We start from the raw sequence: 25,926 nt of genomic DNA on the forward strand, positions 1-25,926 counted from the left end.
GTGTCGCTACAATGTTGTATTGCACGCGATGGAAAACCGTAAAGCAGCATCAGGATGATTCTGATCGATGTAGTAGGGACACGGCAGCGAAAAACTTTGAGGAATGGGACAAAACTTACTGATGCCGTGTCGCTACTTATCTAAATCTTGACTTGCTTTGGGATCGATCAAAAACCGAAGCGTCATGGTTGGTTTTGGCGAAGGCGTTGCATCAAGTCCGCCCGCTTGTTTTCCCACCATTCCTCGGTAATTTCTATGGGTTCACCACTGTCTAAACCTTCGATTAACAGGGTTTCTAGGCGTTTCTGTTCTTCTCTTTCTTGGGGAGTGCGAATCATATGGCGAATATATTCACGCTGGGGTACTATAGCCTTTTTTCTGAATTTGTTCGTCAATAACGGTTAGATCTGAGAGTTTGGCATATTTTGCCAATTGTTGCCAAATGGCGGGATGCGATCGCAACATATGTAATTAGCAATTTCTCACCTGTCCCCAATGCCCATAGATCCACAAGCTGAAAAAATCCTCAAACTAATCGCCGGACTCAACATCCCTCCCCTGCAAACCCTTGAACCCGCAAAAGCAAGGGAAATCACCGCCCAATACAGGGGCAAACCCCGCCGATTGCAACCCGTACCGCAAGTCAAAAATCGCACCATCTCCACCCCTGTGGGAGATATCCCCATCCGCATTTACACGCCAAAGGGTAACGCACCCATGCCGGCGTTAGTTTATTTTCACGGCGGCGGTTGGGTATTGGGCGACTTAGATGCGGCAGATAGTATCTGTTGGAATATTAGTTTAAAAGTAGAATGCGTCGTCGTGTCGGTAGACTATCGTCTCGCACCAGAACATAAATTTCCCGCTGCTTTAGAAGACGCCTACGCTGCCCTTAAATGGGTTGTCGCCAATGCAATTGAATTGCATATAGATCCGGCGCGAGTTGGGGTAGGGGGAGATAGCGCCGGGGGCAATATTGCCGCCGCAGTTGCACTGATGGCGCGGGATAAAGGCGAACCGAAATTAGTTTATCAACTGCTAATGTATCCGGTAATTCAGAATGACTTTAATACCGAGTCCTACTTAAAATATGCCAGCGGTTTTGGTTTAACCAGGGATGAAATGATTTGGTATTGGCAACATTATCTTACCGATGAAGCGGATGCCCAAAACCACTATGCTTCGCCGATATTAGCGGAAGAATTGAGCAATTTACCCCCCGCTTTAATTATTACTGGCGAATGCGACGTGCTGCGAGATGAAGGGTTAGCGTATGCCGCAAAATTGCAGGAAGCGGGCGTATCGGTGCAGCTTTGGGAGGGTGAGGGAATGATTCACAGTTTTGTCGCAATGGCGCAAGTTTTAGATAAAGGGAAGGATGCGATCGCTTACATCACCACCCGATTGCGACAAGTATTTGCTAATGGCTAATTGCTAATTGCTAATGGCTAATTGCTAATTGCTAATTGCTTTGAACCATTAGCCATTAGCCATTAGCAATTCTTATTCGCTTTCATCAAAATTTACGCGGTCGTACAGTTCGATCATAGAAATTTGTACGTCTACTGATTCGAGCATTAATTCGGCATTTTTTGAGTCGTACTCGGTTAACAACCATTGGTTATTGCCGAGTTTATTATACTGCATTACGTGATATTTCGAGGGGTCGATTAAAATATATTCACTTAATTGAGGAATTGACCGATAATACAAAAACTTTTCGCCTTGGTCGTAATTTTTAGTTGATTTAGATAAAACTTCAGCAATCAGCGACGGATTCAGGACGGGTGTATTATCGATTCCCGGATAAATACAATTTCCTGAAACCACCATGACATCGGGATAGCTGTACTGGCGATAGCGCGGTATCCACAAGCGGACATCGCCGATATAGATATCGCAATCTTGCCCTTTTAAAGCCAACTTTAATTCAGCATAAAAATTGCCAGCAATTTTATTGTGATTTTTGCTGACTCCCGGCATGGCAACTATTTTTCCATCGCGGTACTCGTGTTTAGAGTCAGATACTTGTTCTAGCGCCAAATATTCTTCGGGCGTGTAGTAGCCTTTTGTGGCTTCAATTTGCATCGATAAATCCATTTTATTGTTATCGCCAACCTAACAATCGTAGAAGAGGCACCACAATATGATGACTTACACTCAGCCAAAAGCCAAGGATAATCCCCAGAATACTAAAAAAAGCGAGACTAATTCCAGGTTCAGACCAACCCCATTGACTAAAAGCATCGGCGAGGGAATTAATAGTGCCGTTGGGCAACAAGTTTAAAGTAACGAGACTGGCGAACAAACCCGCCGTGCCGGTGGCGGCGACGATCGCATAAACTAAGATGTGTTGCCTGGGTAAACCCAGCCCAACGGTAAGGAAATAGGCAGCGATCGCGCAACCCCCCACCAATCCTGCCCCATCGGGAGATACTGCTTGCCAAAGCAACCATCCCAGAATATATCCCAACATTCCCATCCATCCTGCCCAAAACCCCCCACAAGTGCCTAAACTACTGGTACGCGAGAGACTCGACGCCGTTGTCCATCCTGCTGCTGCAAATAAGATAATTTCCGGCTTGATTATAATCGCAATATCGGGAAGCTGCCGGGGTATATCTTGGGTGAGATAATTATTCATTTGAGTCATTAGCGGCGACTTATGGGCTAACCAAAATCCAATGCTACCGGCAAATCCACCCAACCCACCGATCGCCATTGCCAAAATAGTATTGATTCCCGCACTCAGGACTTGGAAAATTAACCGGAAAGCTGAATAAATTACCCGACAAACAAACACCAAACCTGCCCACAATGAGTTGAAGCACCATTGCAAGCACAGGAGGATGAAATTTCGGGATGTAACCTTCTGGCGGTTAATCCGCAGAATTCTGGCTCTAATTTTACTAGCGCTGGCGGGGCGATCGCGCAGATCGGGAGAGATCATTTCATCCAACAAATCGGCAAATTCGGGGTGAATGAGGATGCGATCTCGCAGCGCATCGCGCCATCGCAATGCCCCAGTTACCGGATCTTCCAATTCCGGCGGAAAAATCCCCGTCAGCAGGTGAATGCAAGTCATCCCCAGGGCATAAAAATCTGCCCCGGGTTCTACCACTCCCCCAGTCATTTGTTCTGGTGGACTGTAACCGGGAGAAAATAACCGCGTCGATCTACCTTGAGAATTAGAAACAATAGGCGCTTTTATCCCCAACCCAATTTGTTTCGCCCCACCAAAATCAATTAACACCAACTGCCCCTTTTCTTTTTTCCCTGGAGAAGACAGCAATTGAGTCCCCCTCAATGGGGCGTGGTGACGCAGCATTAAATTAGACGGTTTAATATCCCGATGCACGATGCGACGCCGATGCAACTCCCGCAGAATATCCACTGCTTGCTTTAACCAAGAAAGCACCCATTCTGGGGGACATCCTTGGGGATACAGTTCTAGAATTTCCTCTAGAGTCTGTCCAGCGATCTTTTCCATCACCAGACAAGGCAATAACCGCTGGGGCGAATTGCCGACAACGATCTGAAAATAATCATCTGGTTCGACAAGAGGCACTCCCGGATGGCGCAGACTCGCCAACACCTTTGCTTCTTGTTCAAATAATTCCAACGCCTTGGGCGAGGTTTCTACCAACACCTTCAGCACGAGTTCCGTTTGTGCTGAGATGTCCCAAACCGCGTAAATCGCAGCAAACCCCCCAACACCCAGGCGTTGGAGGGGAATATAACGATTTTTTAAGCGTAGCGGCGATCCGCAGCTGTTGCAAAAATTGTTCGCCATACTCTGAGGGTAGGGATGGGAACAATCCGGGTTAATGCAATGGGCAGCAACAGCGACAGAGTGATTTACAACCACTGGGAAAAGCCAGATAAGAAGAAAGCTGGATAGATTTTACACGAGTCCGTGCTACCTGACCAACAATAATCTGAGGTTAATGCTCTTTTCTTTGAACTTTTCCGCAATAGTTCAGCAACTTACTGTTTGTCAACTGGGACTAAAATGTAGGTTGTCTGCTTATCAGATGGCTGGACATCCTCAGATGCACCCTTGAGTACGTCCCCGGTATTTTTTACCGAGTTGTTAACATCGCTAGCTGCACCCTTGACTGCGTCTACTGTATTTTTTACAGAGTTGTTAACGCCACTCGCTGTATCCTTGACTGTATCAAGTGTAGATTGAACGGTGTCGTTAATTCCCAGAGCGGCACCCTTGACTGCTTCTCCTACATCTTTTGCCGTGTCGTTAACACCAGAAGCTACGCTTTTTACTCCATCGCCTACATCTTTTACAGTTTGGTTAACACCATCAGCTGCATTCTTGACCAAATTCCCTACACTTTTTACAGCCAGGTTAACCCTTGCAGCTGTATTCTTATTAGCCAAAGCCGCAGCTATTGCGCCCAAGGTACCACCAATTAAGGCTCCCATCGCTACTTTAGCTAAGTCATTATTCATGCCTATGGATGCCGAGCTATGGTTGGATTGATGGGGAATTTGCTCAACGATTATTTCATCTGCATCCAAAATCCGCTCTGACTCAATCATCATTATCCTCTCCTTTGTATTAAAGCTGATGAATAGTCGTCTGTTGCTCTCAGGACTTACGCTTGGGCGACCTAGAAACCCGGTTTCTTTGCGTCAGTCCAGGAGCTGACAAAAAAGCGGCAATTAGACCTTAGTTTTCCTGGATTACTTATTGCAAAACTGCCCTGAAATAAATTTTTCATGTCTGACGCAGCAACTCCATATCTGGTGGAGATGGTGCCGTACACCCCTGAGGATGCACCCTACATATAGAGAGGTTGCGTAAGTCGTGTTTTTGGCTGGAGAGAACGTTTTATAACATGGATGGTAGAAACCAAAAGTTATTCTACGTTCCCTACTTTAGCTTGTTCGCCCAGCCGGCGCGACAGCGCATACTTTAATTCAGGGCAGGCTTTTGCAACAAGTATATTTATCTCAGGCAAAAGCTAAATGCCAGTAGTTTGTCGATAAATTTCGCTCTCATCAACTTTCCGCTCTTCGTAGTTGGGTTCCCCATAAGTGACGGGCATTCCAGCGTCTACAGGGATAGTTCCTTCTGGACCTGAAATATAGGTCATAGAGGTTTTATCTTGCTCTCCAGTATCGATCTGGGGCGCGTCTGCAACCCGCCGTTCTTGAGCTATCTTGACTTCCTGATTCTCAGATGGCTTGATCGACTCAGCTGTATCCTGGACTTTGTCCAATGTATCTATAGCAGATTGCTTGGCATTCTCAGCTGTATCCTTGACTGCGTCGCTTGCACCTATAGCAGATTGCTTGGCATTCTCAGCTGTATCCTTGACTGCGTCGCTTGCACCTATAGCAGATTGCTTGGCATTCTCAGCTGTATCCTTGACTGCGTCGCTGGCACTTATAGCAGATTGCTTGGCATTCTCAGCTGTATCCTTGACTGCGTCCAATGCACCTTCAACAGCGTTGCTAACACCCTCAACTGTATCCTTAGCTGTACCCTTGGCTGCCTCAAAGGCAGCTCCTACAGCGCGGCTAACACCAGAAGCCGTATCCTGTAACGAGCCTACTACAGCGTAGTTAACACCATCAGCTACACTCTTTGCTGCGTCCCCTACGCCTTTTGCAGTCTGGGTAACGCCCTGGGCTATAGTCTTTGCTGCCTCCCCTACACCTTTTGCAGCGCGGTTCACACCCTCGGATGTTCTCTTACCAGCGAAAGCACTCGCTAACGTACCCAACGTAGCACCTAAAGTAGCACCAATGAGTCCTCCCATTAGTAACCTAGATAATACGGGATTCATGTCGTTGCCTGCTGTAGGAGCATGGGATTGGGGTTGAGACTTAATCGTTGTGCTGGGACGATTTGCTTCTCTATTTCCCCCAACATCTATGTTTGTCCCTACTGAACGAACATAGGGTTGCTCTGTGGAAATTGTGCCAGATTTTTCGTAATTTATCTCAAAAATTTGCTGGCGATCGTTCATAATTTTCTCCCTTGTACTAGAACGGTTTAACGCTCATCTGTAACGCCTTCTTAGCTACTGCAAATTTAACGAACCCAGAGCCGCATTTAACCAAGCTAAAGGCAGATATCGCCAAAAATATAGTCTGTATCCCTCGACATAAAGTTAGGCTTGCTAATTGATTTTTATTCATACGCATCTAGCTTTAGAGGTACTGTTCGCTAGCAGGAATTAAAATCTTCTGCTATTCGTAACTAGCGGCGAGGAATCGCTGCTTTCTTTAAGGCGCTAAATCGAGAAAAACTGCCGATAAATCTGGCGATCGCCTAATAATTCAGCACAGGGTTACTTTTGTATTTTTCTATACTAACTCACATATTTCTGCGTTCTCTACCTTGAGATTGGTGTAAGTCCTTACCTAGGATTGTTAAATTGCCGATAGACAAACAAGCGGTAACAGATCGGGTTATACCTTTTTGGGATAAAAGAGATAATTTTATGAGTGAGAACAACCAGCCTTTTGATTGGCATGACGAAAAAGCTGACTCAATTACAGCCGACCCTAGCGTCGATGCAGCAGCGACAGGCGCTGAAGCTAACGAAAATACAGACCCCATTACAGATCGGAAAGCAGGCACTTGTAGGCGTGTTGCTAATGCTGCCTTAGTTGGAGCGGGTGTTGGTGCTGTAGCGGGTGCGGTAGCTGCGGCGTTGACTGGTAAAGGTGTAGCTGATGGTGTTAAAGCGATTGTTGACGGTGCAGTGGACGCGGTAAAAGAAGCAGCTGAAAATGTTAAATCCACGATTATTGAAGGTGCAGAAAACACAGTGAAAGGTGTCGCTTATGGTGCGAATTCGACTGTAGAAGACCGCGATCAAAATCAAGTTTCAACCCCCTTGGAGAATGAGCGAACCCCCCCTGTAGAAGCCACCAGACCAGTAGCTGCCGGTAATAAAGGTGATGTAAATAATAACGTTGCCAACTATGTAAAGCTCAACGCGGCTAATAGTGCAACAAGCAGCGATGCTTTACTACAAATGTTGCTGAATCAGGTGGGTACTGAATTAGCCAGGAGTTTCTACGAACAACTACCAGCAGTTGTTTTGGCTGAAGTTCAGCGGTTAGCCACTAACCCCACTTTGGAAGAGAAACAGTGGATAACGGACAGATGGGCTAAAGCTTTAGAACCTCTAGCAATGGCTATGATCCTATCTGCACAATCGTACAATACGGGGACGCCGCTAACAGAAACTAACGGATATCACAAGCAAGTGAATCAGATGGGAACACCGATTTTATAACATTAATATATATGGTGGAGATGGTGGGTTATATCATGTCCGGTCGATTACCCTTAATAAAAATCTCGACCCGTCACCGTGTCACCGTTCTCCCAAGTCATTCCTAACTATGGGTGAAGAACCGGACATGATATTACACTGCGTTAACGCACCCTACATATAGAGACGTTGCGTAAGTCCTGGTCTTGTTGCCAGGTGGCGATCGCTAATCACTCGGTGCTGTCAGTTCTACAATCTTTTCAAATTCAAACTCATCGACTAGATCGGTCAAAGCAGTTTTCAGGTTTGTATATTCTGTTGGGATTTCCTCAAGCAGTTGCAACATGCAGTTATCGTCGCACTTAATCGTAGCTTGATACAGTTTGGCGATCCATTCATCTGGCATCACGGCTAAATCGGCACGGGTTAATTCAGAAGGAGGGGATGAATCGCTACTGCCTCGATTAGGTTCAAGGTAGATATAACGGACTCCCAAATGCTCGGCTATCTTGGCAAAAATGACATCCTGTTGCAATGGTTTGCTGACAAAATCATCGCAACCGATTGATAAGATAGCTGCACGATTCTCCTCAAAGGCAAACCCAGTGACCGCAATAATAACTGTCGCTTGTCCCTTAGCGGTGGCTTTGATTTTCTGGGTGGCTTCATACCCATTCATCACAGGCATTTGCATATCCATAAAAATCAAATGCGGTTCCCATTCCTGCCACAGTTCCACTCCGTCTTGCCCATTTCTGGCTTCCTTAACTTCAAAACCCACCGATGTCAGCAGCTTCACCAAAAGCAGGCTGTTTTCCCATTGATCTTCCACAATCAGCAAGCGATATACAGGTTGGTTGGGTGCCAAACCAATCACAGGAGGGGTTTGGGGTTGGTCTGGCAAGTCAGTCATTTGAGCCTGAATTGCGCTGATATCAAACTTGAATGCACTTCCCTTTCCTAGGGTACTGCTGACGGTAATATCCCCGCCCATCAAGTTGACAAATTTGCGACTAATCGATAACCCCAAACCTGTGCCTTCAAGAGATTTTTGACCTGTCCGAGTTTGCACAAACGGCTTAAATAAGTTTTTCATCTCCTCAGGCCCCATGCCACAACCTGTGTCTTCGACTTCAAATAATAATTGGTAATTGGTAATGGGTAATGGGTAATTGGTAATTTCTTCCACTTTACCTATTTTCGCTCGCAAGGTAACGCTACCGACTGCGGTAAATTTGATGGCATTGTCCACTAGATTAATCAAGACTTGCCGCAACTTACTTTCGTCACAGGTTACGTACTGGGGAACTGATGTTGCCCGCTCAAAAATCAGAATTAGTTGCTTGGCTGTGGCTTTGGGACGTAATATATCTTCCAGACTATCTAGCATTCGATACAAGTCAAAGCTATTTTGATTCAGCTTTACCCGACCTGCTTCAATTTTGGACATTTCCAGCACGTCATTGATTAATGTCAACAAGTGCTGACCGCTGTCGTTAATAATGTTGATATATTGCCCATATTCTCGAGTGAGGGAAGCATCGCGCTGCATGATTTGGGCAAAACCCAAAATCGCGTTTAGTGGCGTTCTCAGTTCGTGGCTCATGTTGGCGAGAAATTGGCTTTTGGCGCGGTTGGCTGCAAGGGCGGCTTCCTTGGCTTGTTGCAGTTCCATCTCTGCTTGCTTGCGATCGCTAATATCTTCGGCAATTCCAGCAATGCGGTAAATTTCACCGGCTTCGTTTTGGATCGGGAAAGCGCGATCGCGAATCCAACGAATTTCTCCATCAAGTCGCACAATGCGATACTCTTCGTCGTAGCCTCCTTCAGCCATTTTAGCTATAGTAGCAATCACGCGATCGCGGTCTTCTGAATAAATCGCATCAAACCAAGTCTCAACTGAGGCATATAAAGATTCGCAGGAACGACCCCAAATTTTCTCATAGGCATTGCTGACGTAAATTACCTGGCTGCCTTCGGGGTTGCACATCCAGACGACTGCGCGCATATTTTCTGCCAATTGACGGAATCGTTTCTCGCTCTCTTGTAATGCTTCGGTTTCTGTCTGAATTTGGTCAGCCATTTGGTCAAAAGCTGCTGCTATTTGAGCTAATTCATCAGACCCTTTTAATCCAGCCCGAGTGTTAAAATTTCCTCGCGCTAAACTGTTGCTGGTTGCGACCAATCTAGCCGCTCGCTTTGTTAAATTTTTGTTAAAAAAGCACCAGACCGCGATGCAACCGAGAGCGATCGCCACCATAGATTCTATCGTTGGCTTGAGGGCATCTTCAGCAGCCTCATCTTTTTCCACCGAAAGGTCATACTCCATCAAGAAAATGCCGACTGGGGATAAACTCTGTTTACCAGGTGCCGCCGCCAACCTAATCGGATAGATTGCCCGCAAGCTTTGTCTGTCAGAGGAAACTATGACCCTGACTGACATCTTCTGGCGCACTTGTGAGAATGCTGGCAAGCTGTTCGCCGCTAGCGTGTCACTGACTAAGCGATTTTGCAGTGAGTCATGGTTTGCTGCGATGATGCGGTTGTTTTGATCGCACAGAAAAACCAACCGCAGCTTTGGGTCGTTCTTCATTCTGTTGATAACGATTTCCGCTTTCTTGGCGTCTTCTGTGCGGTACAAGTATTCCAATATACTTGAGATTTGATTCCCCAATAACTGGATCTCGTCGATTACCTCTTCTTCTTCACGGGAGGCAGACAGGGATACTTCCCGGTAAAAAGAAAACAAACCCAGCAAGCTGCTGAACACTACCAGAATGATCGGTATTGAGAAACGCAGGGGAAAGGGAAAACGTTTCATGGCAACCAGAGCGATATTGTATATAATTTTTCCATTTTGCACTACGGTTGCAGCACTTGGTGTGATTTAATACCTGACTTTTGCCGCGAAGTATTCAAGAGCTTTTTGCCCGCTCAAGAATACCTCGATCGATCGGTCGTAGGAACAAATTAAAAAAAATACCGTCGGACACCAAGATTTGTTCATCCCATTTTTTACCCTCATCTCTTGTTCTATGGTGACGAGATGACCAAGTTACGAGTTGCGATCGCCCCTGCTTACTGCTAGTAAATCATGAGCGATCGCACTCTACTTTCCGCAACAACAAGCCGAGAATCAATCTTTTACGGTTTCGGACAAGTTCCAAGTCCCCAATCAACGAACAGATCGCGGGGATCGGTGTCTCGTAACCAATTCACCAATCGCTTGTAGTCTGCTTTTGTGTAAACCCCAATGCAACCAACAGTCCCAGGCCAGGTATTTCGATTCCAATCGATATGAATTTCAATCGCACTACGTCGAGTTTTATCGGGACCAATGTAGTCAAGCGGAATTGTTACCGGACCAATCCCACTTGCATGGATTTTGCCATCATAGTTATCTTTACCACCAGCCCAACGAATATCATGGATAAACCATTTACCTTCGGGTAAGGGTTCGGCTGAACCTGCAATACTCTTACGACCTATGCGGAAGAATTGTTTCTTAGGTTGTCCGGAGCAAACTTCTATCGCATCTTTAAATTCTCCATCCTTGAAATACTGCAAGTTTAATACGTAACAACCGTAACGATCTTTGCGCTGAGTCTTAGTCAATCGCAGGTAATTCTTACCAGGAACAGGTTTAGTTGGAGGTGGAAGAGTAGGATTCGCATCTCCCCACAATTTCTTCCATGTAATAGGGCCAACTTTACCATCAGCTTCAGCGGCACCAAAGTAATCGGCTTGAAATTCTTTAACGGCTGTGTCGGTTTTCTTGCCAAAAATTCCATCAACTTTACCAGCGTCATAACCAAGATCGTTTAAGCGTTCTTGGAGCTTTTTCACATCATCGCCTTCAGTATCAAGAACTAACAGACGACTCAAAGGCGGTGGATCGATTACCTTCAAGATTGACTTTTCTTTAGTGGCAACTACAATGCGATCGCCGCTAGGAATTGTCTTACCATTAGGCGCAAAGTGGAAGTTTAGAGCATTTTTATATTGCTGTAATACAGCAATTAAATCGTCCTTGAGAAAACTTTCCAGAGACAATATCTCTATAACTTCAGAACCATTGCGAGCGACGATAACATTTTTCTCACCATCTCGATATCCTTCCAGCCAGGTTACCTTGTCTTGTGGAGATGTTTCGGTGTCAATCGGGGTTCCTTGTCCACCTGATTTCTCAAACAGCGATCGCTCTTCTTTTCTTCGGTTAACCAAACCCGGAAGCGTTACCAATTGACCGTTTTTCGTTCCTTTAACCCAGCGATCGAACTCTTTAGCTGCATTGGCAAAGTTATTAGCTTTGAGTTCTCGCAAAAGGGTACTATCTTCAAATGCTCCAGTACCGATGTTATAGCAGAGCGATACCAGCGCATCAAACTGATTTTGGTTAAGCGAAATGCCGCTGACTAACTTAGAGACTTTTTCAGCTACTTCATCGCATTCTAATTGCAGAAAAGCTTCGGCTTCCTGTTCTGTGATTGTGTCACCCATCTGCACCTTTTGCCCATTCGGATATCGAATCGTTCCATATCCTATGGTTGGTATCCCGACTGGATCTTTGTAGGCATATAAATACAGCCCTTCCCATTTTTTAATTAAGTCTACACAATTTTGAGAAATCTTCATAGGATTTGTAACCTTGTTATTAGTCTCACTTCCTGTGAGTTGGATAATTTCATCTAAACTCGCCCTTGACTGAGTTCAAGCCTGAGAATGACTGAGTTGATCTGACTTTTGTTCTGCCTTCTCAGTTGTTGAGTTTCCTACAGGCAAAAAAGACAATAATTGGTAATTGGTAATTGGTAATTGGTAATTGGATTTTGCCCTATTGACAATTAACGATTGCCAGTAGTAACTCAAGTTGCTAGTTATGGAATCTTGGTTTTAGATCCCCCCCAGCCCCCCTTATTAAGGGGGGGGAATTTACGTTAAGCACTCTACCGCCCCCCTTGGGAAGGGGGGTTGGGGGGATCGCTTTTATAACTAGCAACTTGGGTTAGTAATTGATGAAAAATCATATTTTATTTAATTTGAGTTTAAAATTATTGATAATAAATATGCTATTATTGTGAATAATTAAATTACAGCGCCAGTCATGACGCGATTCATTTACGACCAGTTTGCTAAAGATTATTTATCGGAACTACTATCGCCGATAGGACAAGTTACCGCGAGTCGTGATGTAGCTTCCGAAGTGCGCGAGATTGATGTTTACTTTACTCCATCAATTGCTGCACCCGATTATGTGGAAATGCTGGGGATATTAGGAAAAATGGCGATCGCAACCGCCCTGTTTGAACCGTTTCGCAATCCGGTTAGTGTGGGGGAGGTTTGTAGTTGCTTGAGCAAATTATTAGACGTGCGAGCGGAATTAGAACGTAGATCGAGAGGAGAAAATACTCGTTGCGAGGAAGCAGATTTACCCAAACTATGGATTTTGACTCCCACAGCATCGGAAACCTTGCTGAATGGGTTTCATGCCACACCAGACGAAGAAAACTGGCCCAGGGGAATCTATTTTTTAGGGGAATATTTGCGGACGGCAATTGTGGTTATCCATCAACTGCCGGAAACAGAAGCAACCTTGTGGCTGAGAATCTTAGGTAGGGGGAGGGTGCAGGAGCGAGCCATCGCACAGTTGAGTGGTTTAGAGGTGGATAATCCAATCCGCGCGATCGCGCTAGAATTGTTGTACAAACTGCAATCAGGCTTAGCGGTAAATACTGAACAGCAATTAGAGGCAGAAGATCGGGAGTTAGTTATGGCAATAACACCCTTATTTCAACAGAAATTAGAAGCAGCAAAACAAGAAGGCAGGCAAGAAGGCAGGCAAGAAGGCAGACAAGAAGGTATACAAGAAGGCAGACAAGAAGGTATACAAGAAGGACAGCGATCGATTTTAGAAAGCTTCTTCTTGGTGCGGTTTGGTGAATTAGATGGGGTTTTGGCTGCTTTTTTAACTCGAGTATCGGCTTTACCTGCTGCCGAATTTACGATGTTGTTTTTGCAATTATCTGCGCTGAATGTTGACGAACAAGGAATGCAGCAAGCCAGACAATTGCTAGCAGAAAATGTGTTGAGAATGCGGTTTGGGGAATTGGGAGAACGCCTGCCGGTTCTGGTGCAAAATTTACTGGCATTGTCGGCAGAAGAGTTAACGTTATTGCTGCAACAGTTGCCGCAATTATCCGATGAGGAACTGTTAGCTAGGTTGTCGGATTAGCATCGCTAAAAATATCAAATTTGGTAGATGGTGAGAGAGCGATATGCCAAAGGCATATCGCTCTTTGATTGAGAAAAATTTTAGTGACTTTTCTCAAGTATTTTCAACTTGCAGAGGCGAAGATCGTATCACCTTTGTTTTTGCCCATATTTTCGTTGCCAAATCAACGATTTTTCCGAGAAACAAAGGTGATTTGCGTCTCCATCTACACCCTTGATCCCTGGTGATATCATGTCCTTAAGATTACCCATAAAAAGACGCCGGGACACGGCACGATCAAAGTTATCTGTTTGTCCGATATATCTATGATGCCGTGTCCCTACGCAACGACAGAGTGATGTTTTTTTATTATGGGCAATTCAACGGACATCATATGATTCGGTTTAATCATTGGGGATAGAATCCAATCCTTCTGCCATTGTTAAAAGTGGCAAAATAATATCCACGATTTTCCGGTATCTGATAGGCTCCGCGTTGGAATCCTGGACTATAGTCATCATCAAACGAAACCACTGGGTTTCCCAAAGATCGACCGCCACCGCCACAGCCATCAGAGCTACCAGTGGTAATTTGTGTCTTGTAGGTTGCGCCTTGTCCTGGTGCTAAAGCAAATTCCTGATTATTGATTCTGAAATTAATCCGATTTTGCGTATTATTACGAAGAGTAAACTCTCTGTAACGTGGTGGGATGACAGATTGAGTACATGCTCCGGTTGAGCCACCCGACGATCCAGGAATCGGAATTGGTAATCTGTCCCAATTGCGTGGATCGCAGGTAATGTCACCCCAGCCACAACCAGCGAAAGCAGGTTTTTCTATTAGACACAGTGGTGTGGCTCCTAGCACTAAACCTGTGAGGAAAACGAGCGATCGCTTAACGGTGAACTTTCTGTTAATAACCATAACTTTGATTGCTTTCTTAGTTGATGTTTTGATCAAATCTCCCCGTTAACCGAGTTCAAGCTTGAGAATTACTGAGTTGCTCTGACTTCTGTTCTGTTTTCCCGGTATAGAATTTAACTATGGTTAAGAGAACGTTATGTCGCGATCGCTTAAGGTTCGTAGTGAATATATCGGCAAGATAAAACTAGCTGTGCGACGGCATGGTTTTCCCAGTCAGCGCGCGCTAGCTGAAGACGTGAAAGTAGCGCGCTGTACAGTTAGCAATTTTTTAACCGGAAAACCTGTGGATCGGGCAATTTTTGAGGAAATTTGCCAGAAGCTGTCGTTGAACTGGAAAGAAATTGCTGAAGTAGGTCTTGATACTTCCCTATATGAGTTGGAATCCAAGAAGAATGGCACACCCGATAGCGAGGCAGAGCCTCTAAAATCTCGTTCCCAGGCTGAGCCTGGGAACGAGGTGTCACACCTGGAGATTGTTAGAAGTCGCAAGGATTTGGGAGAAGCGCCAGATGTTTCTCTCTTCTACGGCAGGCAGCAGGAAATTGCTACTTTAGAACAATGGATTCTTCAAGATCAGTGTAGGTTAGTAGCAATATTAGGAGTAGGAGGAATTGGTAAAACTGCTTTATCTGCTAAATTTGCCAGTGAAATCGCAGACAATTTTGAATATGTTGTTTGGCGAAGTCTCCGCAACTCCCCACCTCTAGAGGAAATACTGACTGAGTTAATTCAGTTCTTTACTCCACCCCAGGAATTTAACCTACCTGCAACCGAATATGGAATAGTATCGCGTTTTTTAGACTACCTGCGTCAACATCGGTGTTTAATTGTTCTAGATAATTGCGAATCAATTCTTAAAGAAAGTACCTGCGTCGGAGAGTACAAAAGCGGGTATGAAGGGTACGGATATCTCTTCAAGTGTATAGGAGAAACCCAGCATCAAAGTTGTGTAGTGCTAACCAGTAGGGAAAAGCCCAGTGAATTGGTGCAGATGGAGGGTGAGAGGTTATCTGTGCGATCGCTTCCTTTAAACGGTTTAAGCGAACAAGAAGGATATAAGATTTTTGCAACCAAAGGATACTCTGGATCTCTAACCGAATTGAAGCCCCTCGTTGAGCGATACAGCGGTAATCCATTGGCATTAAAAGTAATTTACACGACAATTACTGACATATTTGATAACAATATTGCTGAATTTATCAAACAAGAAAATATTCTGTTTGGAGATATCTGGAAGCTTCTGGGCGAACAGTTTGCGCGTCTATCTCCTGTAGAATTTCAGGTGATGTACTGGTTAGCAATTGATCGCGAATTGACTTCTTTTCAAGCTCTCAGGGAAAATATTTTTCCCTCTGTAACAATGCGGGAACTGCTGGAAGCGATTGAATCTCTACAGCGTCGTTCTTTGAGCGAAAAGCAGTCGAGTAGCTTTACACAGCAACCTGTCATCATGGAGTACGTGACTAATCGACTGCTCGAGCAAGTACAAGCGGAAATCAAAACCGAAGAAATATCGCTTCTCCACAAATTTGCGCTGATTAAAACTCAGTCAAAAGACTTTGTGAGAGAATCACAATTTAGGCTAATTGTCAATCCCATTATCTCAGGATTGCGATCGGATTTCAGGACAGAAGCAAACATCCGTAAAAAACTAGATGCTTTACTGCACAAAATTCGGAATGAGGATGAATTCAGGCTAGGCTATGCGGCTGGAAATTTGCTCAATCTGTATCGCTATTTAGGGCTAGATATTGCCGGATACGATTTTTCAGAATTAACAATCCGGCAGGCATTTCTACAAGACATGAATTTACATGACGTAAACTTTTCTCACTCAGAGTTTATCCATTCATTGTTCGCGCAGACTTTTGGGGGTATTCTAGCGGTTCGGTTTAGTCCGGATGGAAAAACGCTAGCCACAAGTAGTACAAACTGCGAGATTCAACTGTGGGAAGTTGCCAATAAACAGCGGATTTTAACACTGCAAGGACACACCAATTGGGTGCGCTGCATTGCTTTCCACCCAGAAGGTAAACTTCTCGCTTCTGCTAGCGATGATGGCACTTTAAGAGTTTGGGATTTATCTAAAGGTGTGTGTAAAAATGTTCTGCGCGGTCATACAGGCAATGTATATGGTAGCGCGTTTAGTCCAGATGGTCAGCTAATTGCCAGCACTAGCCATGACGGTACAATTCGTTTATGGAGTGTAGAGAATGGCAACTGTTTGCGAATTTTGTCAGGACACTCTTCAGCAGTTATACGTTCTAGCTTTAGTCCCTGCGGTAAATTTTTAGCAACGGGTAGTTTTGACAATACAATCCGCATTTGGGATGTTGATAGCGGTACTTGTTTGCATACACTTACCGAACATAACCACTGGGTGACTGGACTCGGTTTTAGTCCCGATGGAAAATGGTTGGCTAGTCCTAGTTGCGATCGCACGATCCGCATTTGGCGCGTCGCAGACTGGAAGTGCATCAGGGTTTTAGAGGGACATACTGGATGGATCTGGGGTGTAGACTGGAGTCCAGACAGCCAGTTAATTGCTAGTTGCAGCGTCGATTGCACCGTCAAACTTTGGGATGCGATCGCAGGCGAATGTCTGCGAACTTTAGGAGGACATGGGATTCAAATTTGGCGAGTCGCATTCAGTCCTGATGGCAGAACAATTGCCACTGGTGCAGAAGATCAAACGATTGGATTGTGGGATGTAGAAAGCGGTCGTCGCATCACAACAATGACTGGATATTCAAACTGGGTACGCTCTGCTATATTTAGTCCTAATGGTGAAGTTATTGCCACAGGTCACAAGGACAAAACTCTGCGGATTTGGCATAGCAATAGTTATCAGTGTCTGCAAGAATTGCCAGCTCATACTGGAGGTATTTCTTCTATCGCTTTCCATCCCAATAGTGAATTGCTTGCTAGCGGCGGACACGACTCAATTGTTAAAGTTTGGAATTGGCGAATTGGGCAATGTATTGCTGTTTTGCAAGGACACAGCAACGAAGTATGGGGACTGGCATTTAGTCCGATCCCCCCAACCCCCCTTACCAAGGGGGGCGAAGATCCAACCCCCCCTCGTTCCCACGGCTCTGCCTGGGAACGAGGGGAGGGCTACGATCCAAAGTTCCCCCCTTTGCAAGGGGGGCTAGGGGGGATCTTAGCTAGTAGCAGTTTCGACCAAACAATTAGACTGTGGGATATTGAGAATAAAACTTGCTTAAAGGTACTTTTAGGACATAGCGATCGCATTCCCACCCTAGCATTCCATCCCAATGGCGAAATCCTCGCCAGCGGTAGTGACGATTGTACTATCAAACTGTGGAATATTACTGAGGGAAATTGCTGCAATACTCTAACTGGACACACTGGAAGAGTGGGAACGGTAACATTTAATGCTGATGGTAATCGATTGCTCAGTGCGAGTGTGGATGGGACATTAAAAATTTGGGATGTCGGTACGGGGGAATGCTTACAAACGCTGGAAGGACATGCAAGCTGGGTAATGGGCGCGGCTTTTTTACCCGATAATCGTACAGTTGCTAGTGGGGGGTGCGATCGCGCGATCAAAATTTGGGACAGTCACACAGGACAATGTTTACATACTTTAACAGGTCATACAAACTGGATCTGGACAGTTGCAATTAGTCCAGACAATCAAAAACTTATTAGCGCAAGCGAAGATGAATCTGTCCGGATTTGGAATCTTGAGACTGGAAGTTGTATCACTACACTGAAACCCAAACGTCCCTATGAAGGGATGCAAATTGCTGGAGTAACTGGGTTAACTCTGGCTCAAGAAACAATGTTAAAGGAACTTGGGGCGATATGAAACATCTGCCAGCTCATTTTGTCGGCGAACCTTCTAGAAAGTTTTTTGTTCCTCGATCTGTCATCAAAACCATTCGGGACGAAATTACCGATCTGCCGTTGATGGTTCGCCAGTATGTCAAGAATAGTAACGGAGATTGGGAACTAATTGCACAAGATACTAATGAATTACCAGCGGGATTGCAAGGTTATATTTTCACCGTTGGTGCGCTGTTTCAGGCTCAAGATCGCCCCCAAGAAGACGGTACGCAACTTTATACAGGCGATGGCATGATTTATCGCTTGGGATTTGAACGAGGTCAGGCGATTCTCAAAACCAGAATTGCCAAAACTCCTTGCTATTATGCCGATTTAGCAACTGCTGGAGACAGCAATCGAGCAGTTTGGCAACCTCAAACGGAATTTGCCAAGAAACATCGGATATTTTCTTTTTTTGCAGCATTTCGGAATGGGGGACCGAGCCGTTTTAGTATCCTTTTGGGTGGCAGAAATCAACTGAATACTGCTTTTTTGAAAGTAGGCGATCGCTTAATAGTAACAATTGATGCAGGTCGTCCTTATGAAGTCGATCCCAACTCCCTAGAATTACTCGCACCCATCGGTAAAGCAAGCTGTTGGCTGGGAATATTCCCAATTGTTTCTCGATTAGTCGCTAAGTTTGCTGGTAGTTATCCCTTTGATGTTTACATTAATGCAGCCCATCCAGTTGCCGACACCAAAAAAGCTAATAATATTTACGGCTCTACCATCAATGGCTTTTTGACTACCAACTATTCAACTGGATATAACGGATTATACCGCAAACCAGTGAATTGGTTATTTGACAAAATCAATCATATTTTCAGAGGAGAAGCCACCGCCAAAGAGCAGTTTGGACGCTTTACTGACTTAATTTACTACACCTTCGATCCAGAAACCGAATTCTCAGAACCAGAACTGAAACGATGGCGATTAATTCTAGCAAATGGTCAGCAAAAAGGAAAACCCGTCATCGTTGAACAGTCACTCCATCAACTCGCAATAACCGAAGACTTCATCATTCTGGCTGACATCGCCTTCAAAATGGAGTTTTCCCAAATCTTTTCACCATTCCTTTTCGGGTTTCTCAAACTAAAACTATTTCAAAAATTCTGGTCGCTGGGTGCGTGGATCTATGGCAATTTCTTGCGGGGAATTCCTCCTCTACCCAATGGAATTATTTACATCGTCAAGCGTTCAGATTTAGAGAAATATCCAGCTTGTACGGCAGATACAGAACCTACGACATTACCAGCTTTGCAAGTTATTTTGCCTCACGAAATCTCCCACTTTGCTGCCGATTACAACAATCCAGATGGCAAAATTACACTTCACGTCGGTCATATTAATGGCTGGGATGTAACCGAGTGGATTACAAGATACGATCTCTCAGTTGCTAACAAACACAATTTGCGCTGCGACTTAGAAGGAATGCAAGTTAGTACGACAGATTTGGGATGTTTAGCCAAGTACGCAATTGATGGCAATACTGGCGAGATCGAGAACATTCAGACAATTCGAGATTCTGGCTTTACTTGGTCGCCATCAATTTATACCCATAGAGAACTAAGTCGCGATGATGCTAATAATTCAGAAACACAAATCAAGAATCTTTACTGGCTGTGTTGGGGATTTTCTTGGGAACTGATTCCCCAGCGAATTTACGATGCTTATAAATCGAGAGAATCGAGAACAATTCCGATTGAAGATTTACCTTCAGACGATAAACCTCTGACTTTGGTGCGGCTGGATACTAAAACAATGACTGTCGCAGATTCCTTTCAGTTTCCACGGGGTTACTTTGTTTCTTCGCCTCAGTTTGTTCCCAGTTCTGAGCCATTACCTGAAGGAGCAGATCCATCTACCCACGGCTTTATTGTCTGCGTTGTATTGGCTGATAATTTAGACAACGAAGAGGAACCCTGCGATGAATTTTGGGTGTTTCATGCCGATGATTTTCAAAACAAACCCATCTATCGTTTACTCGCTCCATCTGGTTGTAAACCCTTGAATTTGGCACTAACTTTACACACAACTTGGATGCGCGAGATCGGGAATTACAATCAAACAAAGCGATATGACGATGAAGGCATTCGCCAACAAATCCGCAAAGAATCTGTTTGTCTTGACTACAAGTCTCGTTTAAAACGAGCCAATTCAGTTGTGCATGAATTATTCGACGATATTGTTTACGGGTACTTTACCCAGCAACTTTCAGAAAAAGAAGCTATCTCCCGCTTGCAGCAGTCAGACTACAAAATCAGATGCGATTGTTCAATAGATTGCGAGTGAACTATAGCAGATTGCAGGCGGATGAGGTACACCGCAAGGCTTTCCCTCACTCGAAAAGCAATCCGCTGTAATTGCTAATATAGGATTTTTACCCACATTAGCCATTAGCTATTAGCTATTAGCTGCTATGCATGAGATAAATTAATCGCTCAAATAATATTCTTTTTAATTGAGGATATATCTACAGTTCCAAAGTTTGTCAATAAAGCAATATTTAAGTTTTCTAGAGAGTGTACTAGCCAGCCAATTTCCTTGAAAGCTTGGGTTTCATAGTAAGAGAACAAAATTGAAAATCGCTTTTCTAAATGTGGTTTTACCTTGCCGGAAAGCAAGGCAATTTTGAGTAATAAACCCACCGTTTTGATCGTTCCCAGGTTATTCAACATATCGAAAAAGTATAAATAGTCAGGATCTGGAGGACTGGTGACTAAAAAATTAAATAATTGACTGCAAGTCCGCATAATTAAAAGCTCGTCTATTTTTTTATTGTCGTTTTCGGTTAATGTGTTTTTTAAGAAATTGTACAAGCGTTGGTTAAATTGATGCTTCCCATATTTCGCATCGACCGATGCAATCAAATATTGGTATAAATCGGCTTTGAAGTCTCGATAGGTTCTTGTTATAGTATGGCGACTCAGGAAAATATTTGCTAAGTCTTGATAAGTGTAGGTTTGTTCTACTTTTCCAACGAATTCCCTGATGGCAAAGTAAAGTTCTTCGTCGGTTAAAAGCGTAGGATTTGGCAGGCTTTGTTTCAGATCTGCCGATTTGGAAATAACGATCTCAGGTTGGTAGGAAGGATTGAGGATAATATCTCCAAAAGTATTGCTCCGGGGTTTATGTAAATTTGTTTTGGGAGCCTGTTGAACTCGCTTGAGCAGGTGAGGGATATATTCAGAAAGCTTATTTTCAAATTGCTGCCGATTTTTTTCTTGAATTTGCCGGATCATTTGTCGATGTTCGTAAGAACTGTCTTCCGGCAGCAAATAATGACTATACAAATAAGGATACCGATAAATTAATTGACTTAAGGGTTGATTGGCTTCTGGGGTATGTAGATTATAGTTGATCTCTACAACTGGTAACAAGCGTTTGAGAATTTGATATTCGTCGCTTTGGGTAAACAAATAAACCAATTCCTGCAAGCGTCTAACAACCCGCGAAGGAGAGGCTTTTTGCTTATACCTAGAAGCCCCATGCTCCAATAATGCTACCAAATCGGCAACGGCATCTTTATATTTAGGATTGGCTTGCCAGCGGTTGATCAGAATATAGCAGCAACGATTGAGAAAATAGTTAAATTTTGACTCTTGGTTTAAAAATGCTATAATTCTATAAAGGGCAGCTTCCACTTCCGATTCGGGATAGCCCATGCCGTCAATAAATAACTTGTTAAACCGTTCAAGTAACTCTCTGGGTGACTTTCTTTTTGATAATTCGAGTAGGTGGTCGTAGAGGAGCTGTTCATCGCTGTTAGTCGGTTCGCGCATGGGGGGGTCTGGCTGAGGTTGTAGTTTTTCTAGTTCCTGATGCACCCAGCTTTGATTAAAAATTAATTGGTAAATTTGATTGTAAACTTTTAATTTACCTTGGTGTTTAACGACTAATCCCGATAGTCGCAATTCCATTTTTTCGGGAGTGTCGTCAGCTGGGATTTCGCGCCGCTCTAAAATTTGCTGATAAAGTTTTAACAGCTTAACGGTGCTAGCGTTGCGATGCAAAAGGCGCTCGCGGATGGTTCGCAAGTGTTCGGGTTCGTCTTGGGATTCCCAATTTTCAACGATGCGCGTGCGCACCAACTCCTCTACCCATTCAGCTTCCCTCCCTTCCCGAATCGGAGAATTTTCCCCCATCGCTAGTTTACAAAGTTTTTGCACGAGAAACGGCTTGCCACCCGTCCAATCTAAAATCGCTTTCAAGACGGCTAAAGGGTTGCTAGTTTTACGCGCTAATCCTTTAGCTAACGGCAAGCTTTCGTGCAGTTGAAATCCGGTTAAATCGATGGCGCGACCAATATCAAAAGGCGTGCGATTGGCATCTTGAATTAACTCGCTTGGCGTCGCCACGCCCAACAAAGCAAAAGCGAGACGCCGATATTCCGGACGATCCGCCCGTTTGTTGTAGCAAGATTTAATTAAGGCAAAAAAATCATCGACTGGGAAATTGAGTCGTTTAACGCTATCAATTTCATCGACGAAGATAGCCAGATTTTGCGGAATTTCTTTCAGCAGTACCTTACCGATAAACTCATCGAGGCGTTGGACGGGGGAGAAAATCTCGCGCTCGCGCCACCAACTAACAATATCTATTTTATCTGAAAGATGAAAACCATCCGCCAAAGTCCCGATAATACTGGCATACCACTGCTGCGGGGTAATATCGCGACAACCAATCGAGGTCAAGTCTACCACTGCACAAGCAACGCCTTCCAACCGCAGGCGTTGCATCGTTTGTACCCGCAAGCTAGACTTTCCCATTTGTCGCGAGTTGAGGACATAGCAAAACTCTCCCGCCATCATGCCTTGATAAAAGTCTAAGTCCGCTTGTCTTTTGACGTAAGTTTGGCAGTCCTGGGGTAAGCACCCGCCTACCTGATAGTCATACGCCGAGGAAGGTTCCGAATTCATCAATGCACCTCTATATTGCCTTCTCCCACTGGAACGAGAAGGAATGGGGATGAAGCTACTCGCACCTCCATCCATAACCTACTATGTCTGACCCTTCCACACTTATGCACCCAGATAGGCGGCGAGAGAGCCGCAGCGTTCGGTATTACTACTTAATTTGATGATAGCCGAACTCGGAAGTACTGACGGTATAGATCGCAACGGGGGGTGACATAATTTCCTTGTAGGTTCACCAACCCCATACTTTGTAACTTAAATCCCTGCATTGACGCTAATTGCACGGGAGCATTGGCATCCACGACTTTTTTCAGCGCTGCTGCTAACTCGGAATGTCGTTCTAAATTCCACAAATGCCGCCTTAAATGGTCGCTGTAGAGTCCAGCATCGGTGGGAGCGGTTTGCAGAAGTTGTTCCAAGGTAATTTCAGTTCGGGTGATGTGATAAAGTGCCAGTCGCACCAAATAAGGATGTCCTCCCAGCATCCCCATTAATTTTATTACCTCTAAATCCCCCCAAGCCAACCCGTGTCTATTTGCCAGATCCTTCACTTGAGCGGGTTGGAATTCTGGTAACTCTATCGGCAACCCTACATTAAACGGGGATTGATTGATATCCATCGGTACGTAAACTTCTGTAGAGTGGACGACGACCAAGCGCAGTTTTTTCCAAATATCCCGATTTTTAGCTTCCTCGTGCCAAGCGCGCAACATGCCTAGAAAATCCGCCGCCAGTTCGGGGTATCGAAATATGGCATCGACTTCATCTAACCCCAAGGCGAGGGGACTGGGAGCGTTGGCGAGTAAATAGCGCTCAAAATAAGTTTTGCAAGCCATGCTGGTACCATAAATGTTGTGCCAATGGGACGCTAATCCATCGGGTAATTCCAGTTGTAGGGCGACGTTGGCACAAAACCAGCGTAAGAATTGTTCTAAGTCGGTAAATACTTTACTATCTGCGAGTTGGAAGCTTAAAGGTACGGTGCGGTAACCAAAAGCAGCGGCACGATGGAGAATGCGCGCCATTAGGGAAGTTTTGCCCATTTGGCGGGGTGCTTTGATCCGAACTAACGCACCCGGTTTGCCGATCGCTTCATAACACCTTTCGTCTATTCCCGGACGTTCGACGTAAAACGCCGACGCCAATTCCACTTGTCCCCTGGGTAATTCCGGTTCCGCTACTGGTTGGGGTGGATGGTGCGGCGTCGCGGCATAAGGCGATACGATCTTCAATGCAGCTGGAGTTCCTACCCTGCCGCTGCCCCTATATTCTTCTTTTTCCGCTGCAACACTTGCGCCTACTAACTGCAAAACTTGTTGTATCGTTGCCGGGGTATCATCAGGCGATCGCCACTCAATTTGCGGCATTTTTTGTAGGTAACCGCGCAGATCGTGGTTGAGCAAATTTAGGGGACAATTGATCCGAATCGGAATAATTAAAGGCTTGCGATCGTCCCGCGAACTTTGTAATCTCTTAGCTAGTCCTACTTCCTCGGTCACCATTTCGCTGCAAGCGGAAAGCGGCGACAATAACAGCAGCAAATAATCGCAGGTGTTGAGGGCGGTATAAATTTGCCGCAACCCATCTTTTGCCATTCGCAGATTCGCATTTGCCGGAAAAACGTCGTAGCATCGATCCCGTAAGACAGTATCTAACTCGGTGACTAACTCCTGATCTGGGTCTTGGTTGCGATAGTAACTCAGTAAGACTTTGGTGCCGGTAATGACGGGGTAACTTTCGCTGGCATTTAATAATTCAGGTCTATATTTCACAAATAAGGTCACCAAATCCGAACGGTGCGAGTAACCAGCGTCTCCGGGTTCGCTTAAACCAAATTCCCTGCAAATATTGGCAATGTGTCTTCTCACCGTATCTTGGGTGATATGCAGTTCCTTGGCAACATCTGCATCTTTTTGCCCCTGCAAAAATTTCAGCAACACTTCTTGCTGTCTTCCGGTTAGTTTGGCAAACGCCTTGTTAAACTCAGCTTGATTCATGTTGCCTTCCGGACTTCGCGCCAAGTGATGAACCCTGTTATCAGACGACTGGAGATGCTCAAACAGGGGAACAGAAAAAGAAAGAACGAGGGAGGTAAGACTAATTTATGCCATCCCTCATCCTTTTTAACCATACTCAATTCCCTTGCTCTTCTACTTATAGTCGTCCAACCGAGGGGTTGTTGCTTTTTGTGTAAGCACATTCACAGATGTGTACGCCACGGCACAGAAGCGCCAACGCCTGTGAGTATTGATTACACAAATTACCTAACGGCAGATTCCCCTTGGGATAGTCAAACTATACAAACGTCTTTTAAGGGTGTTTGATATGGATACCAGCTTTTCCAGGATACATTTAATCGGTGGCTTAATCGCAGGCGGTGCAGTTGCAGCGATCGCCATCGCTAACCCCATTACCACCTTAACCCAATTTTCCCAATACATGGTCTCAGCATCAGAGAGCAGAGAAGCACGACGGCGGGAGAGCAGGGGAACAGAGTTTTTTGCTCCCGCCCAGCGAAATGCTGTTACTATATCAATTTTGGCGCGGGGTATGATACCAAAATCACCCCAAAGACGCCGACATGAAGTGCCTTCCCCTCCTAGACGTGGAGTACCCGGAGGCGGTTCTTAAGGATTTCAGATTTCAGATTTTAGCTTTTAGATTTGGGATGCCAGAATTTCAGATTTTAGCTTTTAGATTTGGGATGCCAGAATTTCAGATTTTAGCTTTTAGATTTGGGATGCCAGAATTTCAGATTTTAGCTTTTAGA

At 44.8% G+C, this 25,926-nt stretch carries 16 protein-coding genes; 6 read left to right on the top strand and 10 right to left on the bottom strand.

What is annotated here, in order from left to right; translation table 11 throughout:
- Positions 1–182 precede the first annotated feature (182 nt).
- Positions 183–338: a hypothetical protein gene (locus ACE1CM_RS21500; RefSeq protein ID WP_374880195.1), complete on the bottom strand. Its 156-nt coding sequence runs from the start codon at positions 336–338 to the stop codon at positions 183–185.
- 157 nt (positions 339–495) lie between these two features.
- Here ACE1CM_RS21500 and ACE1CM_RS21505 point away from each other — a divergent pair, with 157 nt between their 5' ends.
- Positions 496–1,431, top strand: a complete 936-nt coding sequence (locus tag ACE1CM_RS21505; protein WP_374880197.1) for an alpha/beta hydrolase — start codon at positions 496–498, stop codon at positions 1,429–1,431.
- A gap of 72 nt (positions 1,432–1,503) precedes the next feature.
- Here the strand turns inward: ACE1CM_RS21505 and ACE1CM_RS21510 are convergent, their stop codons facing one another.
- The 4 genes from ACE1CM_RS21510 to ACE1CM_RS21525 form a co-directional block, all read right to left on the bottom strand.
- Complete coding sequence (locus ACE1CM_RS21510; protein ID WP_374880198.1) at positions 1,504–2,100, bottom strand: Uma2 family endonuclease; 597 nt, start codon at positions 2,098–2,100, stop codon at positions 1,504–1,506.
- A 7-nt stretch (positions 2,101–2,107) separates the two neighbouring features.
- Entirely contained in the window at positions 2,108–3,868 is a 1,761-nt protein-coding gene (locus ACE1CM_RS21515; RefSeq protein ID WP_374880200.1) for a serine/threonine protein kinase, read from the bottom strand.
- Positions 3,869–3,987: 119 nt separating this feature from the next.
- Positions 3,988–4,560, bottom strand: a complete 573-nt coding sequence (locus ACE1CM_RS21520) for a hypothetical protein (protein ID WP_374880201.1) — start codon at positions 4,558–4,560, stop codon at positions 3,988–3,990.
- A gap of 422 nt (positions 4,561–4,982) precedes the next feature.
- Positions 4,983–5,993 carry a hypothetical protein gene (locus ACE1CM_RS21525; protein WP_374880203.1) on the bottom strand — a complete coding sequence of 337 codons (1,011 nt, stop codon included), beginning with the start codon at positions 5,991–5,993 and terminating at the stop codon, positions 4,983–4,985.
- A gap of 477 nt (positions 5,994–6,470) precedes the next feature.
- On the opposite strand from ACE1CM_RS21525, the gene ACE1CM_RS21530 reads away from it, so the two are divergent.
- Complete coding sequence (locus tag ACE1CM_RS21530; protein WP_374880205.1) at positions 6,471–7,274, top strand: hypothetical protein; 804 nt, start codon at positions 6,471–6,473, stop codon at positions 7,272–7,274.
- A gap of 205 nt (positions 7,275–7,479) precedes the next feature.
- Here the strand turns inward: ACE1CM_RS21530 and ACE1CM_RS21535 are convergent, their stop codons facing one another.
- Both ACE1CM_RS21535 and ACE1CM_RS21540 read right to left on the bottom strand, forming a co-directional pair.
- Entirely contained in the window at positions 7,480–10,074 is a 2,595-nt protein-coding gene (locus ACE1CM_RS21535; RefSeq protein ID WP_374880207.1) for an ATP-binding protein, read from the bottom strand.
- Between the two features lie 323 nt (positions 10,075–10,397).
- Positions 10,398–11,888 carry a glycoside hydrolase family protein gene (locus ACE1CM_RS21540; RefSeq protein WP_374880208.1) on the bottom strand — a complete coding sequence of 497 codons (1,491 nt, stop codon included), beginning with the start codon at positions 11,886–11,888 and terminating at the stop codon, positions 10,398–10,400.
- A gap of 469 nt (positions 11,889–12,357) precedes the next feature.
- Here ACE1CM_RS21540 and ACE1CM_RS21545 point away from each other — a divergent pair, with 469 nt between their 5' ends.
- Entirely contained in the window at positions 12,358–13,485 is a 1,128-nt protein-coding gene (locus ACE1CM_RS21545; protein ID WP_374880210.1) for a flagellar assembly protein H, read from the top strand.
- Between the two features lie 387 nt (positions 13,486–13,872).
- On the opposite strand, the gene ACE1CM_RS21550 is transcribed toward ACE1CM_RS21545, so the two are convergent.
- The gene (locus ACE1CM_RS21550; RefSeq protein ID WP_374880211.1) at positions 13,873–14,388 is read right to left on the bottom strand and encodes a hypothetical protein; all 516 of its coding nucleotides are present in this window, start codon (positions 14,386–14,388) and stop codon (positions 13,873–13,875) included.
- A 136-nt stretch (positions 14,389–14,524) separates the two neighbouring features.
- Here ACE1CM_RS21550 and ACE1CM_RS21555 point away from each other — a divergent pair, with 136 nt between their 5' ends.
- Both ACE1CM_RS21555 and ACE1CM_RS21560 read left to right on the top strand, forming a co-directional pair.
- Positions 14,525–18,223, top strand: a complete 3,699-nt coding sequence (locus ACE1CM_RS21555) for an NB-ARC domain-containing protein (RefSeq protein ID WP_374880213.1) — start codon at positions 14,525–14,527, stop codon at positions 18,221–18,223.
- Positions 18,220–20,532, top strand: a complete 2,313-nt coding sequence (locus ACE1CM_RS21560) for a carotenoid oxygenase family protein (RefSeq protein WP_374880215.1) — start codon at positions 18,220–18,222, stop codon at positions 20,530–20,532. Before ACE1CM_RS21555 ends, ACE1CM_RS21560 begins: the two co-directional genes overlap by 4 nt.
- Positions 20,533–20,681: 149 nt before the next feature.
- Here the strand turns inward: ACE1CM_RS21560 and ACE1CM_RS21565 are convergent, their stop codons facing one another.
- Both ACE1CM_RS21565 and ACE1CM_RS21570 read right to left on the bottom strand, forming a co-directional pair.
- On the bottom strand, positions 20,682–23,159 hold the full coding sequence (locus ACE1CM_RS21565) for an AAA-like domain-containing protein (protein ID WP_374880217.1): 2,478 nt from the start codon (positions 23,157–23,159) through the stop codon (positions 20,682–20,684).
- 152 nt (positions 23,160–23,311) lie between these two features.
- Complete coding sequence (locus tag ACE1CM_RS21570; RefSeq protein ID WP_374880219.1) at positions 23,312–25,177, bottom strand: AAA-like domain-containing protein; 1,866 nt, start codon at positions 25,175–25,177, stop codon at positions 23,312–23,314.
- Between the two features lie 304 nt (positions 25,178–25,481).
- Between ACE1CM_RS21570 and ACE1CM_RS21575 the strand changes: the two genes are divergently transcribed.
- Complete coding sequence (locus ACE1CM_RS21575) at positions 25,482–25,787, top strand: hypothetical protein (protein ID WP_374880221.1); 306 nt, start codon at positions 25,482–25,484, stop codon at positions 25,785–25,787.
- Positions 25,788–25,926: the final 139 nt, after the last annotated feature.

This window comes from Microseira sp. BLCC-F43, assembly GCF_041929235.1.
Taxonomy (GTDB): domain Bacteria; phylum Cyanobacteriota; class Cyanobacteriia; order Cyanobacteriales; family Aerosakkonemataceae; genus Microseira.